This window comes from Goodfellowiella coeruleoviolacea, from assembly GCF_024171785.1.
Taxonomy (GTDB): Bacteria; Actinomycetota; Actinomycetes; order Mycobacteriales; family Pseudonocardiaceae; genus Goodfellowiella; species Goodfellowiella coeruleoviolacea.
Map to the genome: position 1 here is coordinate 256,276 of NZ_JAMTCK010000015.1, position 16,853 is coordinate 273,128.

At 73.5% G+C, this 16,853-nt stretch carries 10 protein-coding genes; 9 read left to right on the plus strand and 1 reads right to left on the minus strand.

Going from position 1 to position 16,853, the window contains the following annotated elements:
- Positions 1-228: 228 nt before the first annotated feature.
- Entirely contained in the window at positions 229-420 is a 192-nt protein-coding gene (locus LX83_RS29090) for a hypothetical protein (RefSeq protein ID WP_253777063.1), read from the plus strand.
- 52 nt (positions 421-472) lie between these two features.
- A complete protein-coding gene (locus LX83_RS29095) occupies positions 473-1,534 on the plus strand; it encodes a hypothetical protein (protein WP_253777065.1) in 1,062 nt (353 codons plus the stop codon).
- A 22-nt stretch (positions 1,535-1,556) separates the two neighbouring features.
- Here LX83_RS29095 and LX83_RS38095 read toward each other — a convergent pair whose 3' ends face one another.
- Positions 1,557-2,552: a neutral zinc metallopeptidase gene (locus LX83_RS38095; protein WP_308204071.1), complete on the minus strand. Its 996-nt coding sequence runs from the start codon at positions 2,550-2,552 to the stop codon at positions 1,557-1,559.
- A gap of 569 nt (positions 2,553-3,121) precedes the next feature.
- Here LX83_RS38095 and LX83_RS29105 point away from each other — a divergent pair.
- From LX83_RS29105 to LX83_RS29135, 7 genes are all read left to right on the plus strand, one after another.
- On the plus strand, positions 3,122-4,849 hold the full coding sequence (locus LX83_RS29105; protein ID WP_253777067.1) for a DUF2207 domain-containing protein: 1,728 nt from the start codon (positions 3,122-3,124) through the stop codon (positions 4,847-4,849).
- A 49-nt stretch (positions 4,850-4,898) separates the two neighbouring features.
- Complete coding sequence (locus LX83_RS29110) at positions 4,899-6,212, plus strand: M16 family metallopeptidase (protein WP_253777070.1); 1,314 nt, start codon at positions 4,899-4,901, stop codon at positions 6,210-6,212.
- Positions 6,209-7,612, plus strand: a complete 1,404-nt coding sequence (locus LX83_RS29115) for a M16 family metallopeptidase (protein ID WP_253777072.1) — start codon at positions 6,209-6,211, stop codon at positions 7,610-7,612. The genes LX83_RS29110 and LX83_RS29115 overlap by 4 nt, the downstream gene beginning before the upstream one ends.
- Complete coding sequence (gene nudC / locus LX83_RS29120; RefSeq protein ID WP_253777075.1) at positions 7,609-8,619, plus strand: NAD(+) diphosphatase; 1,011 nt, start codon at positions 7,609-7,611, stop codon at positions 8,617-8,619. The genes LX83_RS29115 and nudC overlap by 4 nt, the downstream gene beginning before the upstream one ends.
- Before the next feature lie 124 nt (positions 8,620-8,743).
- On the plus strand, positions 8,744-10,087 hold the full coding sequence (locus LX83_RS29125) for a glutamine synthetase family protein (RefSeq protein WP_253777078.1): 1,344 nt from the start codon (positions 8,744-8,746) through the stop codon (positions 10,085-10,087).
- 442 nt (positions 10,088-10,529) lie between these two features.
- On the plus strand, positions 10,530-12,092 hold the full coding sequence (locus LX83_RS29130; protein WP_253777080.1) for an amidase: 1,563 nt from the start codon (positions 10,530-10,532) through the stop codon (positions 12,090-12,092).
- 397 nt (positions 12,093-12,489) lie between these two features.
- A complete protein-coding gene (locus LX83_RS29135; protein WP_253777082.1) occupies positions 12,490-16,503 on the plus strand; it encodes an FkbM family methyltransferase in 4,014 nt (1,337 codons plus the stop codon).
- Positions 16,504-16,853: the final 350 nt, after the last annotated feature.

Consider the following 16,853-nt stretch of genomic DNA (forward strand, 5'->3'; position numbering starts at 1 on the left):
CTTGGGCCGATCTTGGATCGATCTTGGCGGCGGTCAACAGAGGTAGAGCAAGTTCTCCACTTGTTCGTACGCTCGCGTCATGAGTCCTGTGCCCACGGGGTGGTGGTAGTAGGTGCAGGCGCCACAAAGGGCCGCAGCGCGCTGAAACCGATCTACTCCTGGCGTGTTCTCCCTGGTCAGGGTCTATCCGGTGCGGAGGGAAGCAGGCAGGGGTCGGTTGAGGTCTGGGTGAACACCACCGAGGACACCTGGTTCAAGGCCATGGTCAGCCGGGAGGACGGCAGCGCTGAGCTGACGGTCAGCGGGATCGGGTCGGAGGTCGTCCTCGCCTTCAGCCCCAAGGGCTTCGCGACGTTCACGGAGGTCGTGGCCGCCGCTGTGCCCGTCGCGGGCGGACAGTCGATCTTGAGCGTGCCGTAGGCCACGGGTGGTGTGCGCGACACGCGCCGCGTTCGTCTGTCACCATCCATCCGTGGCTGTTCGGCTCCGAAGATCTGCTCGCGAGGGCGACAACAACGAGGGCGAGCCCGCCGCCGCCAACGCGGCCGGGCTGGATTCCCCAGCACCGCAGGCCGACCAGGTGGCGCCCGAGCCGCCGGCCGTCGACCGCACCGGTGCTGGTCAGGCCGTGCCCACCGAGGTCGACCCGGCCAACCCGGCCAACCCGGCGGAGCCGATCGCGCCCGCCGAGCCGGTGCTGCCGGCCGTGCCGGTGGCGCCGGCCGAGCCAGTCAGCACCGACCAGCCGGTGCCCCCGGCCGCCGCTCCCGGCTCCGGGACGCTGGTCGCTCCGGTGCCGTCCACGGCCACCGCCGTGACCCCGGTGCCGACGTTCCCGCCAGCGCCAGCACCAGCACCAATGCCAGCGCCGCCCCCCGCGTGGGATCCCGCCGCACCGATCAGCCCCACCGGCGCGCCCGCGACAGCCGTCCAGGCGGCCAAGCCACCCAAACCGGCCAAGCCGGCCAAACCGGCCAAGCGGGTCTCCCGTCCGAGCCGGTGGGCGCTGCTGGTGCTGGGCATCGGGCTGGCCACGGTGGCGGCGGCGATCGCGGTGGTGTGGCGGCTGCCCGACGTGCTCGCCCCGCAGGCGGCCAGCACCGACAGCGGCGCCAAGGTCGAGGCCACGGTGACCAGCTCGGCGCCGTGCAACCAGGCCAACGCCAGGGACGGCGTGGAACTCAAGGTCAACGACCGGACCCTCAACGCGCAGCTGGACGGCTGCGGCCACAGCCAGGGCGAGATCGTCGAGGTCCAGGTGCCGACCAGGACCGACGGCGAGATCGTGGTCAGCGTCTCCGGCGTCACCCCGGGCGGGTCGGGGCTGCTGCGCCCACTGACCGTGCTGCTGTTCTTCCTCAGCGCGCTGGCCGGCGCGGTGTACGCGTTCCTGGTGCGCTGGCGCCCCGGCCGGGCCAGTGCGCGCCGGACGACCCCCCGGACGCCGAAACCACCCAGGACCCCCAAGGCACCCCGCAAGCGCGGCAAGAAGGACCAGCAGCCGGCGACCCCACTGGCGCCGGCCGCCGGCTGAGGCGACCCGGGCCGGCCGGCGCTCAGGCCACGTCAGCGGAACTGGCCAGCCAGGTGTTGCACGCCGAGGTCCGGTTGGTCTGGTAGCCCTGCTGCACCCAGGCCTTGTTCAGCTCGGGGCTGCCGTGGTCGCGGTACGGGTACTTGGGCCAGTCACCGCGCTGGCTCTCGTCCTCGATCGCCTCCTGGGCGATGGTCTGGTTGACCGAGCCCCGGCCGACCGCGGCGGCGATGAACATCGCGCCCAGGCAGCTCGCCTGCAACTCCTTGCGGCGGTTGATCTCCAGCCCCTTCTCGGTGTCCCAGCCGCCCGCGTCGTACTGGGCCTGCACCGAGGCCTTGAGCGTGCCGCTGAGCCACTGGACGTGGTGCCCGTACTCGTGCGCCAGCACCCCGAGGTACTTGCCCGGGTGCGCGCCCAGCCCCTCGGTCTCGCTGTAGTACCGCGCGGTCATGTAGATCACGCCGTCGCAGAACAGCGCGGTCTCCTGCAGGGCACTGCGGTTGCCGCACGGGGTGGACACGTCCGAGGTGATCGTCTGCAGCTGGACCGGCTGGTAGGGCAGGTTCGCCCGTTGCAGCATCGGCGCCCACGCCTGTTCCAGGCAGGGCAGCGCGGCCCGGTAGAACGCGTCCTGGCCCTGCGGCGAGGTGTTGAACTTGGGCAGGTCGCAGGTGGCCGCCATGGCGCCGAGGCCCTCGGCGTTCATCGGGTTGTCGCCCAGCGCGATCACCGCGCGCGGCCCGGCCGGCGTGTTCGGCGTGGACGTCGTGGGCCGGGCGCTGCTGGTGGCGCGGCTGGGGGTCGTGGTCGTGGTGGTGGTCGTCGTGGTGCTGGGGCGGGCGCTGGTGGTGTGGGTGTTGGTGTAGCTGGGGATGGCGGTGTAGCCGCTGTCCGCGACCCGGTTGGCGCTGTTCATCGACGCCACCAGGCCGATCCCGCCGATGCTCAGCACGGCGACCACGACCAGCACGCCCGCCACGATCAGCCCGGTGTTCGACCGGCGCCGCGGCACCACGGGCGGACGCTGGTAGCCGCCGGGCGGCTGGGCCCACGGCGCCACCTGCGGCTGTGGCCCACCCTGCTGTGGCCCACCCTGCTGTGGCCCACCCTGCTGCGGCCCGCCCTGCGGCCATCCCGCGGCCGGTCCCGGCCCGAACCGCGGTCCGCCGGGGCCCGGCACGGGTTGCGCCGGCAGGGGTTGCGGTGGCGGCATCACCGGCCGGGGCTGCGGGCCGGCGGGATACCCAGCGGGCCCGCCCGGCTGGCCGACCGGACGAGGACCGGAACCAGGCCCGGGACCGGGACCGGCGTGTCCCGGACGCGGACCGGGCGGCGGCATGCCCGCCGGTGGCCGCTGGGCGGGGTTGGGTCGAAGCGGCTGGGCCGCCGGGGGAGGGGCGACCGGCCGGGGTGGCGGCCAGCCTTGGTGGGGCCCACCCGCCGGCGGTGGCTGCGTCATCTGCCCGAATCCCCCTGCACGTCGAGAACACGGCGTCCAGAACGCGAACGCTTCTTCAATCGGCACAAGAGCATAGGGCCGCTCCGCTATTCTCCGCGGCCGTGTTGACAAAGTGGGGAGTGGCCGTGGCCACGGCCGTTGTCACTGCCGCGCTGCCCGCCATCGGCTGGGCCGATCCCCTGGCCCACGCCGCGCCACCCCCACCCCCGCCGCCGTCCAGCGAACCGGCCGCCCCCACCAGCCAGACCGGCCTGCCCGGCACGGTCAGCACCGACGTCCGGCTCAAGCTGGAGCGCGACGGCCTGCTCACCGTCACCGAGACCGTGTCCGTGCCCGAGGGGCGCACCGCGCACCGCAGGGTGCCGCTGCGCATCGCCGCCGGCCAGGACCTGGACCGCGTCTACCGCGTCCAGGTCGGCTCCGTCGACGGCGGGGGCAGCGCGCGGGCCGGCGACGACGAGTTCACCGTCAGCCTGCCCGCCGGCCGGTCCACCCTGGTCTACACGGTGGACGGCGCGGTCGCCCAGTTCCCCGACAGCCAGGAGGTGCGCTGGCAGGTCGCCAGCGGCTGGGACGTGCCACTGGACTCGGTGACCGCCTCGCTCATCGCGCCCAACCCGCCCAAGGCGGTCACCTGCCTGGCCGGCCCGCCCAACTCCAGCCAGCCGTGCACCGCGGCGCAGCTGACCGAGGGACAGGACGCCAGGGCGCGGGAGATCAGCCTGGCCGAGGGTGAGCGGGTGGACCTGGCCGTGGCCCTGCCCCAGGACACCGTCCCGGCCAACGCCCGCGTCGAGCAGGCGCTCAGCCTGGCCGCCGCGTTCGCGCTGACCCCGCTCACCGGGGTGGGCCTGGCCGTCCTGCTGGTCGTGCTGCTCGGCGGCGTGGTGCTGCTCTGGTACGCGCGCGGCCGGGACGTGCGGGCCATGGCCGGTGACGTGGCCCCGGTGCGGCTGCTCGTGGACCTGCCGGCCGACCAGCCCGGCGGCGCGCCCCGGGTGGCCTTCGCCTCCCCGGACGGCGTGCTGCCCGGCCAGGTCGGCACGGTCGTCGACGAACACGTGGACGTGGTGGACGTGACCGCCACCGTCATCGACCTGGCCGTGCGCAACTACCTGTGGATCGAGGAGGTCGGCGAGCCGCTGGACTGGCGCGTGGTCCGGCGCAACCCCGCCGACGACGCGCTGACCGGCTACGAGCGCGCGGTCTACCGGGCCCTGCTGCCCGACGGCACCGACCAGGTGCTGCTGTCCGAACTGCGGGGCCGCCGGCTGGACCTGGCCGAGGTGCGCACCGAGCTGTACCAGGACGTGGTGGCCAGGCAGTGGTTCGCCCGCCGGCCGGACGCCGAGCGCAGCCTGTGGTGGTGGGCCGGCATCGGCCTCGGGGTGGCCGGTGCCGCGCTGACCACCGTGCTCGCCCTCACCGCGGGGCACGCCCTGTTCGGGCTGGCCGTGGTGGTGGCCGGCGCCGCGCTCGCCGTGGGCGCCCGGTGGATGCCGGCGCGCACCCGGCGCGGCAGCGCCCTGCTGGAACAGGTGCGCGGGCTGCGCGAGCACCTGCACGTGGTGTCCCCGACCGACATCCCCGAACCCGACCGGGAACTGGTGTTCTCCCGGTCACTGCCCTACGCCGTGGTGCTCGGCGCGGCCGAGCACTGGCTGGCCGCCTGGGCCGAACTGGACGCCGACGCCGACGGCGCGCCCGGCCTGTACTGGTTCGGCGAACAGGACGGGACCGGCCAGGACGGCCGGCACGACCTGCGCCGGTTCGCCGCCCGGTTCCCGATCTTCCTGCGCACCCTGGACGGCGTACTCGCCGAGGCCGGCCACCTCCGCTCCCTGCGTTCCTGATCGCCGCACACCCGGTCGGGCACTGGCCCAGACGCCGTAGGCTGCTGGTATGGCCGCACCTGAACTGCACAGGTTCACGCTCCCCAACGGCCTGCGGGTGGTGCTCGCGCCGGACCGCAGCGCCCCGGTCGTCGGGGTGAGCGTGCACTACGACGTGGGCTTTCGATCCGAACCGGAGGGCCGCACCGGCTTCGCCCACCTGTTCGAACACCTGATGTTCCAGGGCAGCGAGAGCCTGGAGAAGCTCGCGCACTTCCGCCACGTGCAGTCCTCGGGGGGCACCTTCAACGGGTCAACCCACCCGGACTACACCGACTACTACCAGGTGCTGCCCTCGGCCGCGCTGGAGCGGGCGCTGTTCCTGGAAGCCGACCGGATGCGCGCGCCCAAGCTCACCCAGGAGAACCTCCGCAACCAGATCGACGTGGTCAAGGAGGAGATCCGGCTCAACGTGCTGAACCGGCCCTACGGCGGGTTCCCGTGGATCTGGCTGCCGCCGGTGCTCTACAAGAGCTTCCCCAACGCCCACAACGGCTACGGCGACTTCACCGACCTCGAACAGGCCACCGTCGACGACTGCGCGGCCTTCTTCGACACCTACTACGCGCCGAGCAACGCCGTGCTGACCGTGGCCGGGGACTTCGCCCCGGAGCAGGCCAGGGAACTGGTCGAGCGGCACTTCGGTGACGTGCCGGCCAGGCAGGTCGCGCCCCGCCCGTCGTTCGCCGAGGCGCCGCCCACCAGCGAGCTGCGCGGCGTGCACAAGGACCCGCACGCGCCACTGCCCGCGCTGGCCGTGGGCTACCGGCTGCCCGACCCGGCCACCGACCTCGACGGCTACCTCGCCTACCTGGTGCTGTCCGGGCTGCTCACCGACGGTGACGGGGCCCGGCTGCAGCAGCGCCTGGTGCACCGCGACGCGCTGGTCACCGACGTGGGCTCCGGCTGCGGCCTGTTCGGCCCGCTGGAGGCCAGGGACCCGGACACGTTCACGGTCACCGCCATCCACTCCGACCAGGTCGAGCCGGACCGGGTGCTGGCCGCGCTGGACGAGGAACTGGACAAGCTCGCCCAGGCCGGCCCCAGCGCCGAGGAACTGGCCAAGGTCACCGCCCGCTGGGCGGCCAGCCTGCACAAGGAGCACGACCGGATGGTCAGCCGCACCCTCGGGCTCGGCTCCACCGAACTGCTCTTCGGCTCACCCGAACTGCTCTACGAACTGCCCGAGCGGATCGCCGCGGTCTCCGAGTCCGACGTGGTCACCGCCGCCAAGGCCCTCCGGCCCGACGCCAGGGCCGTGCTCACGGTCGCGCCCGCCGCCTCCGCCGACTCCACCACCGACCTGCCTGGGGGTGCCGCGTGACCGACACCGTCACGACCCAACCCGTGCCGCCGCACCGCACCGCCGAGGAGATCGGCCGGACCCCGCTGGGCCCGCGCCCGCTCCCGCCACTGGGTGAGCAGCGGCCGGCCGGCGAACTGTCCTCTGTGGACACCGTGCTGCCCAACGGGCTGCGCGTCATCGCGGTGCGCCGCGCCGCCGTGCCCATCGTCGAGGTGCGGCTGCGCATCCCGTTCGGCAGCCCGAGCGCGGCCGACGCGCCAGGACACGCCGCCCGCGCCGAGGTGCTGGCCAACACCCTGCTCACCGGCACGGCCCGGCGCGACCGCGTGCAGCTGGACACCGACCTGGCCCTGGTCGGGGGCGATCTGGGCACGGTCGTCGACCCGGAGCGGCTGAGCATCGGCGGCAGCGCCCTGGCCAGCGGCCTGGACACGCTGCTCGACGTGCTGGCCGACGTGCTCACCGGCGCGGTGCACTCCGACGAGGAGACCGCCAGGGAACGCGACCGGCTGGTCGAGCGGATCACCCTGGCCCGCTCCCAGCCCAGCGTGATCGCACGCGAGGCACTGCAGCGCCGCCGCTACGGCGACCACCCGTTCAGCGTGGAGGTGCCCGAGGCCGCGCTGGTCGCCCAGGTCACCGCCGAGCAGGTGCGCGACCTGCACCGCGGCTCGGTCCTGCCGCGCGGCTCGGTGCTGGTGCTGGTCGGCGACGTGGACCCGGAGCGGGTGGTGGCCCAGGTCGGCGGCGCGCTGTCCGGCTGGGCCGGCCAGGACGCGGCCAGGGAACTGTCCCCGCTGCCCCCGGTGGTCGGCGGCGACCTGCTGCTGGTGGACCGGCCCGGCGCGGTGCAGTCGCAGATCCGGCTGTCCAGCCAGGCCATCGCCCGCACCGACCCGCGCTACCCGGCGCTGCAACTGGCGAACATGGTCTTCGGCGGGTTCTTCTCCTCCCGGCTGGTGGAGAACATCCGCGAGGACAAGGGTTACACCTACAGCGCCCGCTCCTACCTGGAGTTCACCCCCAGCGGCGCCACCCTGCTGGTGGACGCGGACACCGCCAGCGAGGTCACCGCCGCGGCCGTGCTGGAGACCCGCTACGAACTCGGCCGGCTCGGCCTGGTGCCGCCCGCCGGCGAGGAACTGGAGACAGCGCGCCGCTACGCGGTGGGCTCGCTGCTCACCGCCACCTCCTCGCAGGCCGGGCTCGCCTCGTTCCTGGCCAACCTGGCCGTGGCCGGACTGGGCGTGGACTGGCTGCGCGGCTACCCGACCCGGCTGGCCGAGGTCACCGCCGAGCAGGTGGCCCAGGCCGCACTGGAGTTCTTCGCGCCCAGCGCGTTCACCGGGGTCGTGGTCGGCGACGCCGGCCGGCTCGCACCGCAGTTCCACGCGTTGGGCGGTGTCACCCTGCCGTGACCGACTCCACCGACGCCGACACAACCAGGGGCGGCGCGGCCGGCTTCCAGCTCGCCGCGCTGCCCGCCCTGTCCCGGTCCACAGTGGACCGGCAGGAGCCGCTGCGCGACGACACCCACCGGCTGCTGGAGACCTGGCCCACCGCGCGCGTGATCGTGGTGGACGAGCGGGGCCGCACCGAGGTGGCACCGGGCGGCAGCGCGCTGCGCCACCGGCCGGCCACCGACTTCGGCGACCGGCCCCCGGCCACCGCCGTGCTGCTCGGTGAACAGGACGGGGTGATGTGGTGGGCGGTGCCCGGCACCGCCCCGGACGACGCCGCCACCGCCAACCCCGGCTGGGGTCAGGGCCCCGACCCGGCCCGGACCACCAGCCCCACCTGGTTCGACTTACGCGCGGTCGGCAGCCTGCTCGGCGACACCGAGGCCGGCCTGCTCACCACGGCCGTGTCCCTGTTCAACTGGCACCGGCACGCCGGGTTCTGCGCGGTCTGCGGCGCCCCCACCGAGCAGGTGCGGTCCGGCTGGGCCAGGCACTGCACCGGCTGTGGTCGGGAGGAGTACCCGCGCACCGACGCGGCCATGATCTGCCTGGTCCACGACGGCGGCGACCTGGTGCTGCTGGCCCGCCAACCCCTCTGGCCGGCCGAGCGGTACTCGATCCTGGCCGGCTTCCTTGAGGCCGGTGAGTCCCTGGAGGCGTGCGTGGCCAGGGAGGTCGCCGAAGAGGTCGGCCTGGCCGTGCACTCCGTGCGCTACCTGGGCAGCCAGCCGTGGCCGTTCCCGCGCTCGATCATGATCGGCTTCACCGCGGTCGCCGACCCCAGGGCGCCGCTCAAGCTCGCCGACGGCGAGATCGAGGACGCCAAGTGGGTGTCCAGGGCCCAGGTGCGCCAGGCACTGGCCGCCGGCGGCCAACTGCCCGGGCTGATCCTGCCCGGCGGGGTGTCCATCGCCGGCCGCATGCTGGAGTCCTGGGCCGGCTGGCACCAGCCCGAACGCGGCTAACCAGGAGGGGCGGCCGACCCGGCCCGGTCATCGCGCGTCACACCGCCGGCACCCACTGTCATCTTCTCGGCAGTGGCCCTGCCCGGCGGTGTGCGGACGACCCGTTCTGCTTAGGCTTCCGGGTATGGACCGCCAGCAGGAGTTCGTGCTGCGCACGCTTGAGGAACGCCACATCCGGTTCGTCCGGCTGTGGTTCACCGACGTGCTCGGCTTTCTCAAGTCCGTGGCGATCGCACCGGCCGAGTTGGAGGGGGCGTTCAGCGAGGGCATCGGGTTCGACGGCTCGGCCATCGAGGGCTTCGCCCGCGTCTACGAGTCGGACATGGTGGCCAAGCCCGACCCGGCCACCTTCCAGGTGCTGCCCTGGGAGACGCCCGACGGCTCGCACTACTCCGCCCGCATGTTCTGCGACATCGCCATGCCCGACGGGTCACCCTCCTGGGCCGACCCCCGGCACGTGCTGCGCCGCTCGCTGTCCAAGGCCAGCGAGGCCGGCTTCACCTGCTACGTGCACCCGGAGATGGAGTTCTTCCTGCTCCGCAACCTGCCCTCGGACGGGAGCGAACCGGAGCCCGCCGACAACGGCGGCTACTTCGACCAGGCCAGCCACGAGACGGCCACCCACTTCCGCCGGCACGCCATCGACGCGCTGGAGGCCATGGGCATCTCCGTGGAGTTCAGCCACCACGAGGGCGCCCCCGGCCAGCAGGAGATCGACCTGCGCTACGCGGACGCGCTCACCATGGCGGACAACGTGATGACCTTCCGGTACGTGATCAAGGAAGTGGCCATCACCCAGGGCGTGCGCGCCTCGTTCATGCCCAAGCCGTTCAGCGACCAGCCCGGCTCGGGCATGCACACCCACCTCAGCCTGTTCGAGGGCGACCGCAACGCCTTCTACGACGACGAGAACCCGTTCGAGCTGTCCAGCACCGGCAAGGCGTTCGTGGCCGGCATCCTGCGGCACGCCAGGGAGATCTCCGCGGTCACCAACCAGTGGGTCAACTCCTACAAACGACTCATCGTCGGCGCGGAGGCCCCCACCACCGTGTGCTGGGGCCACGCCAACCGGTCCGCCCTGGTCCGGGTGCCGATGTACTCACCGGGCAAGGCGTCCTCGCGCCGCATCGAGGTCCGCAGCCTCGACTCGGCGTGCAACCCCTACCTGGCCTACTCGGTGATCCTGGCCGCCGGCCTGAAGGGCGTGGCCGAGGGCTACGAGCTGCCCCCGGCCGCCGAGGACGACGTGTGGTCGCTGACCGAGCAGGAGCGCAAGGCCGCCGGCTACGAGAGCCTGCCGCAGAACCTCGGCGAGGCACTGGTGGAGATGGAGAACTCGGAACTGCTCGCCGAAGCCCTCGGCGAACACGTCTACGACTTCTTCCTGCGCAACAAGCACTCCGAGTGGGACGCCTACCGGCGCAGCGTCACCCCCTACGAGCTGCGCACCCTGCTGCCCGTGCTGTGACCGGCCGCTCCACCCGGTCCCAGCCGCCCCGGTAGCGGGGCGCCAGCCCGCCCCGTCCCGTGCCACCCGCCCCGGGCGACAGCCGTTCGCGGCACCGCCGCGGCCACCCCCGCAGTCGCTGCCGCAGGCACTGCCGCAGGCACTGCCGCGTCGCTGTCGCCCGGGACCGCACGACAACCCACCCACCGAGTCACCCAGGCACCCCGCCCCACCACCCGCGCGACCCCGCGCCCAGCCGTCCGTGGCCGATGCCCATCCCGGCCCCGCCAGCCGGCAGACCGCCCCCCCCGCCCGGCCGGAACTCGCGAAATCCCAGATCCCAGCCGCCACGTGCTGAAACCCTGGCGGCCCAACCAGCGATCTGTTCCACGACGGGCCGGCGACCACCCCGCCGAGCCCGATCAACCCCCTCCCCACCTGCATTCCCGAACGGGGTCACCCGGTGCCCAATGAGAGCCCAGCCGCCCGCGACACCACCGCCGCCACCCACCATCCCCCCACGGCGGGCGCGGCACCCCACCCGGCGCGGTTACCCAGCGATCTGGGCTTCGACCTCGACCGCGCCACCATCCCCGAACTGCACGCGCGCATGGCCGCCGGCGACCTCACCGCAGTGGCCCTGACCAGGCACTACCTCGACCGCATCAGCGCGGTGGACCCGCTGCTGCGGGCCGTGCTCACGGTCAACCCCAACGCACTGGCCGAAGCCGAGAACCAGGACCGGCAGCGCGCGGCCGGCCGCAGGCGCGGCCTGCTCGACGGGATCCCCGTGCTGCTCAACGACAACATCGACACCAGCGAACTGGCCACCACCGCCGGGTCGCGCGCCCTGGCCGGCCGGCGCCCGGCCAGGGACGCCTGGCTGGTGCGGCGGCTGCGCGCCGAGGGCGCGGTGCTGCTGGGCAAGACCAACATCAGCGAGTGGGGCAACTTCCGGTCCACCCGGTCCACCTCCGGGTGGTCGGCGCTGGGCGGCCAGACCCGCAACCCCCACGTGCTGGACCGCAACCCGTGCGGCTCGTCCTCGGGCTCGGCCGTGGCGGTGGCCGCCGCACTGGCGCAGGTCGCCATCGGCACCGAGACCGACGGGTCGATCCTGGTGCCGGCCGGCGTCAACGGCGTGGTCGGCCACAAACCCACGGTCGGCATGGTCAGCCGGTCCGGCCTGGTGCCGGTGTCCCGCGACCAGGACACCCCCGGCCCACTGGCCAGGCACGTGGTCGACGCCGCCCTCACCCTGGCCGCGCTCGGCGGCCGCGACCCGGACGACCCGATCACCTTCGAACGGCCGGACGATCCCGCCACCGAGCTGTCCACCACCGCACTGCGCGGCGCCCGCATCGGGGTGTGGCACCTGCCCGAGGTCGACAGCCGGGTGGCCGAGGTGTTCCAGTCCGCCGTGGCCGCGCTCGTGGCCGCCGGGGCCACCGTGGTCGACGTGGACCTGGAACACCAGGACGAGATCACCGACCGCGAACTGCCGGCCCTGCTCAGCGAGTTCCGCCGGGACCTGCACACCTACCTGAAGACCCGGCCGGACTGCCCGCAGAACCTGACCGAGCTGATCAGGTTCAACTGGGACGACGAGGTCGAGCTGTCCCTGTTCGGCCAGCAGCTGTTCGAGTACGCGCTGCGCGCGCCCACCACCGACGACCCCGAATACGTCGAACAGCGCGCGGTCGCGCGCGCCCTCGCCCGCTACAGCCTTGAGGACCCGCTGACCAGGTACGACCTCGACGCGATCGTCGCACCCACCAACGGCCCGGCCTGGCTGACCGACTACACCGCCGGCGACGGCGACACCCTGGGCTCGGCCACCCCCACCGCCGTCGCCGGCTACCCAGCCGTCACCGTCCCCGCCGGATTCGTCGGCGCGCTCCCCATCGGCGTGTCCTTCCTCGGCCCCCGCTGGGCCGACCACCAACTGCTGTCCCTGGCCGCCGCCTTCGAACACACCCACCCGGCCCGCCGCGCCCCCACCTACCTGCCCACCCTCCCCAACTAGCCCACCCTCCCCAACTAGCCCACCCTCCCCAACTAGCCCACCCCCAACCACCCGCACACCGCCCAGCCCGTGCCCCCACCGCCGCGCCACCCGCTGCGCTTGGACGGCCCGCACCCCACACCGCCCAACCACCTGCGACCGCCCCCGGCCCTATACACCCCCACCACCCCAGCTGCCCGAAAACCACCCGTCCGGGTGCCCACCTGTCCACAGCACCCCCACCTGTCCACACCCGCCGCCCACCACCCTGGCCATCCCCCCACCCACCGGTAGGCTGGTCCAGGGGACGCCCCCCGGAGAGGGTGGGGGCTGGGCTCCTCTCCTCCACAAGCACCCCACCAGCGGTTTCGCACTCCACGCGTGAACGTGTCCGGGCGCGGCACTAGGTTCTGCACCCGTGACAGATGACCAGTCGGCCAGCCAGTCGAACACCGGCCAGCAGATCCTGGTCGACCCCAGCGGGCCCACCGCCTCGGTGCCGCTGCCCGTGGTGCCCACGGTCTGCACCGTCGCCACCCGCGCCGAGCTGCCCGCCGTGCGCGTGCTGGAGTCGTCGTTCCTGGCCCACCACGCCGACTCGCGCTTCGTCGCCCTCATCGTCGACGCCGAACCCGGCCACGCCGAACGCGGCGTGCTCACCCCCCACGACATCGGCCTGTCCGAGGAGGAACTCGGCCAGCTCGCCACCGCCTGCACGGCCAGCCAGCTCTGCGCGGTGCTGCGCCCACGACTGCTGGAGTGGCTGCTGATCACCGGCCGGCCGGTGCTCTACCTCGACCCCTCGGTCTACGTGCTCAGCCCCATCACCACCGACGTGTTCGCCGGACTGGCCAACGGCCCGCTGGTGCTGCTGCCCAGGGTGCTGCGGCCACTGCCGGACGACGGCCTGCGCCCCACCCAGGCCGAACTGTTCCAGGCCGGCATCTACGAACCCGGCCTGCTCGCGGTGGCACCCGGCGCCGAGGAGTTCGTGCGGTCCTGGGCCGAGCAGGCCCGCCGCGTGCCAGCCGAGGCCGACAACTTCCTGGACGTGGCACCGGCCCTGGTCGCCCACCACCTGCTGCGCCACACCTGCTTCGGCCTGTCCTACTGGAACATCGCCCAACGCGAGCTGTTCCGCGGCCCCGACGGCCAGCTCACCCTGCTCGGCGAACCACTGCGCACGATCCACTTCACCGGGTTCGACCCGCGTCGGCCCTGGCTGCTGACCGCCCGGATCACCGACCGACCCAGGGTGCTGCTGTCGGAGTACCCGCTGGTCGCCGAGTTGTGCGCGGCCTACCGCGCCGCACTGGTCGAGGCCGGGCACAGCCTGCAGGAGGTGGACTACCGGTTCGACCGCCTCGCCGACGGCACCCTCCTGCCCCCCGCCCTGCGCGCCGCCTACCACGAGGAGTGCGTGGCGGCCGAACGCGCCGAGCAGGCCGCGCCACCGTCGGCGTTCAGCCCAGCCGGTCCCGCCGGTTTCCTGGAGTGGGCCTGCCAGCCAGACCCCGACCTGCCGGGCAGCACCCGCTGGGCCGCCGCGGTGTGGCGGGACGACCCCGGCCTGCGCCGCGACTACCCCGACCCGTTCGGCGCGGACTTCGCCGCCTTCCGCGACTGGTGCGCCGGGCCGGGGGTGGCCGCCGCCCGACTGCCCGTCGCCGCCGTGCCCGGGGCGCGGGCCACCGAGGAGGCCCTGCGCGACCAGCTCGGCGTGTCCGTCGTCGGCGACGGCCCGGTCGCCGACCTGATGCGCGCGGCCGCCGTGGCATCCGGCCTGCCCACCTCGACCGGCACCGGCTACCCGGTGGTGCTGCGCTGCTCGCCGGGCGCACCAGCGCCAGCCGACCGGTACCTGATCTCGGTGGCCTTCGACGCCAGCCAGCCCACCGACCCGGACACCGGCCTGGACCTCGCCGGCCACGCCGACCTGGCCCAGGCCAACGAGATCTGGGTGCCCTCGGAGAGTTCCAGCGCCGGGTTAGCGCAGTCCGACCAGCCGGTGCGGGTGTTCCCGCTGCCCGTGCCGGACGAGGGGGTGCGCACCGACGAGGCCAGGAAGGCCGCGCGCGCCCTGCTGGACCTGCCGGAGCGGCGGGCCGACGCCGTGGTCTTCGCCTGCGTCGCCGAGTACTCGACCGACTACTCGCGGGAACGCGCGGTCAACGCGCTCGGCGCGGTGTCCGCCTTCCTGACCGCCTTCGCCGACCGCTCCGACGTGGTGCTGCTGGTGGCGGTCAGCGGGGTCCGCGCGCACCCGGAGGCAGCCGAGCGGCTGCGCCTGGGCACCGTGGCCGACCAGCGGATCCGGCTGATCGAGGAACCGTCCACGGAGGTCGGTCAGGCCGTGCTGGACGCGGCGGACTGCATGGTCTCCCTGCACCGGGCAGCGGGCTCGGAGCACGCGGCCGTGGCACTGGCCAGGTACGCGATGCGCGGCGTCCCGGTGCTGGCCAGCGGTCACGGAGCGGTGGCCGAGATGTTCGACGCGTCCTCGGCGCTGCTGGTGCCCTGCCACGCCGCCGGAACCGAACCGGACGTGCAGGCCGCGGCGCTGCTCATGCGCGGCGTCGCCGACGACCTGGGCGGTGCCGACGAGGTCGGGCTCGCCGGCCGGCAACACCTGCTCGACACCAGGGCGGTGAGCCGCGTCGGTGCCGCGCTGCGCGAACGGGTGGAGCAGGTCTACCGCGGCTGGCGGGCCCGGCGCGCGGTGAGCCGGCCGGACCAGGTGCCCGATCCGCTGCACGCGATGCACGCGGCCAGGCACGCCCTGCTGCGGCGCCCCGACGTCGGCGTGGCCAGCCGAACCCCGATGGCACCGGCACTGCGCAAGGCCGTGCTGCGGGTGCTCAGCCACTACGACAACCACATGCGCGACGTGTTGACCACCCTGGTGGACAGCGTGGAGCGCACCGCCGAGGAGCTGCTGCGCCGCCAGGACGACGTGCGCGTCGGCGTCGGCATCGGCGAACTGGACCAACTGCGGGCGCAACTGGAGCAGCTGGTCGAGCGCCAGAACCAGCTCGACGACCAGCTCGTCGGCATCGACGACGGCGTGATCCGGGTGCGCGCGGACCTGGCCGGCCAGGGTCGGCGGATGCGGGAGGTGGAGGACGCGGTGGTCGGTGAGGCGGCCAAGCGCGCCAAGCAGGTGGACACCCTGGCCGAGCGGATCGACCGGCTCACCACGGCGCTGGACCGCACCCTGGACCGGATCGACGGCCTGGAGTCCCAGCTCGTCGACGTGCTGCGGGAACGCGACACCCGGCTGGACGGCGGGGTGCGCGCGGCAACCCAGGCGTTGCAGACGGCCGACGCGCTGCGCCGGGTCGTGGTGCGGGAACACGAGCGGCACAGCCCACCGGTGGAGGGGGTGCGCAGTTCCCTGGTGCTCAGCGATGCCGGCCTGTTGCGGCTGCCCGCCGAGGACTCGGTGATGCTGCCGCTGCTGTCCAGCCACGGTGTCTGGGAACCGGAGCTGTCCGAGCTGATCGACGCCCTGGTGGAGCCGGACGGGATCTTCCTGGACGTGGGCGCCTACGTCGGCTACCACACGATCCGGGTGCTCAGCCGACTCGGCACCTCCGGTGCCGTGGTCGCGGTGGAGCCGAGCGCGCCCGCGGCGCTGCTGCTGCACCACAACGTCGAGGTGAACGTGTCGGCCGCGATCGCGCGCCGGTTGGTGGTGCTGCGGGCGGCGGCCTGGGACAGCCCGGGCCGGCTGCTGGTGGAACCGGCACTGACCGGCGGAGTGGCGGTCCGGCCGGGACAGGGCAGCGGTGGCCCCAGTGACCCCGGTGATCTCGGTGATCTCGGCGACCCGGGTGATCCGTCCGCTCCACCCGCCGACCCGGCGCCGAACGCCACCCCCGAAGCGCCCGAAGTGTTCGAAGTATCCGAAGCACGGGAAACACCGGCGCACATCGAGGCGAGCGAACCCGTGCACGCCGAGCCGGGCACGCCCCCACCGGCCGGCGCTGCCGGGACCGAGGTCGTGGCCATCCGGCTGGACCGCGAGCTGGAGAACCTGGCGAGCACGCGCGACCTGCGGCTGTCCGTGGTGCGGATCGACGTGCCCGGCCGCGGCCACCGCGCGCTGGCCGGACTGGTCCGGCTGCTGCGCCGGGACCGCCCGCACGTGCTGCTGGAGTTCGCCGCGGCGGCGACGGAGTCGTTCGGCGACGACCCGATCACCGTGCTGCGCGAGTTCCGCACCTGGGGCTACGACCTGGTGCCGTTGGGGGCCCGGCAGCCGGCCACGCCCGAGCAGGTGATGGAACTGGTCGGTCCGACCCGGTCGACAACGCTGTGGCTGCGCCCGAGGACCAGGCCCACCCAGCCGCAATCGGGTCAGTCGCCGTCCGCCCAGCCGGGCCCGGCACCGTCATCGGATCTTGCGCAAGCCGCTGACCAGGTGATTTGACTTTGGGCGCGGTGCTGCGTACCTTTCTCTCTGCCAGCGCGGAGCGGGCCCACCGGCCGGAAGGCCACCGGGGACGCTGCCTGGCGATGGACACGAACCAAGCTCCCACGATGTGGTAGAGTGGGTGTCCGCTGATGCGAGATCCCCAGCAGCAAGGACTCCGACGGAGTCGGCTTGTCGCGGGTTCTCGGATCACAACAGCGTAAAACCAAAAGCCGAAACGGTGGGGTTTTCTGCTGGGCGAATCCGGTTCACTGGAGCCGATTTGACAGCGGAAAAACGAGTCGGATAGGCTGACGGAAAGCGAAAACTGAATACGGATCAGGGTTGGTCCTGGTGAATCGGGAAAG

Bases quoted from the DNA above. Each gene is read 5' to 3' on its own strand.
- LX83_RS29110 (WP_253777070.1), top strand. From the start codon at position 4,899: ATGGCCGCACCTGAACTGCACAGGTTCACGCTCCCCAACGGCCTGCGG.
- LX83_RS29125 (WP_253777078.1), top strand. From the start codon at position 8,744: ATGGACCGCCAGCAGGAGTTCGTGCTGCGCACGCTTGAGGAACGCCAC.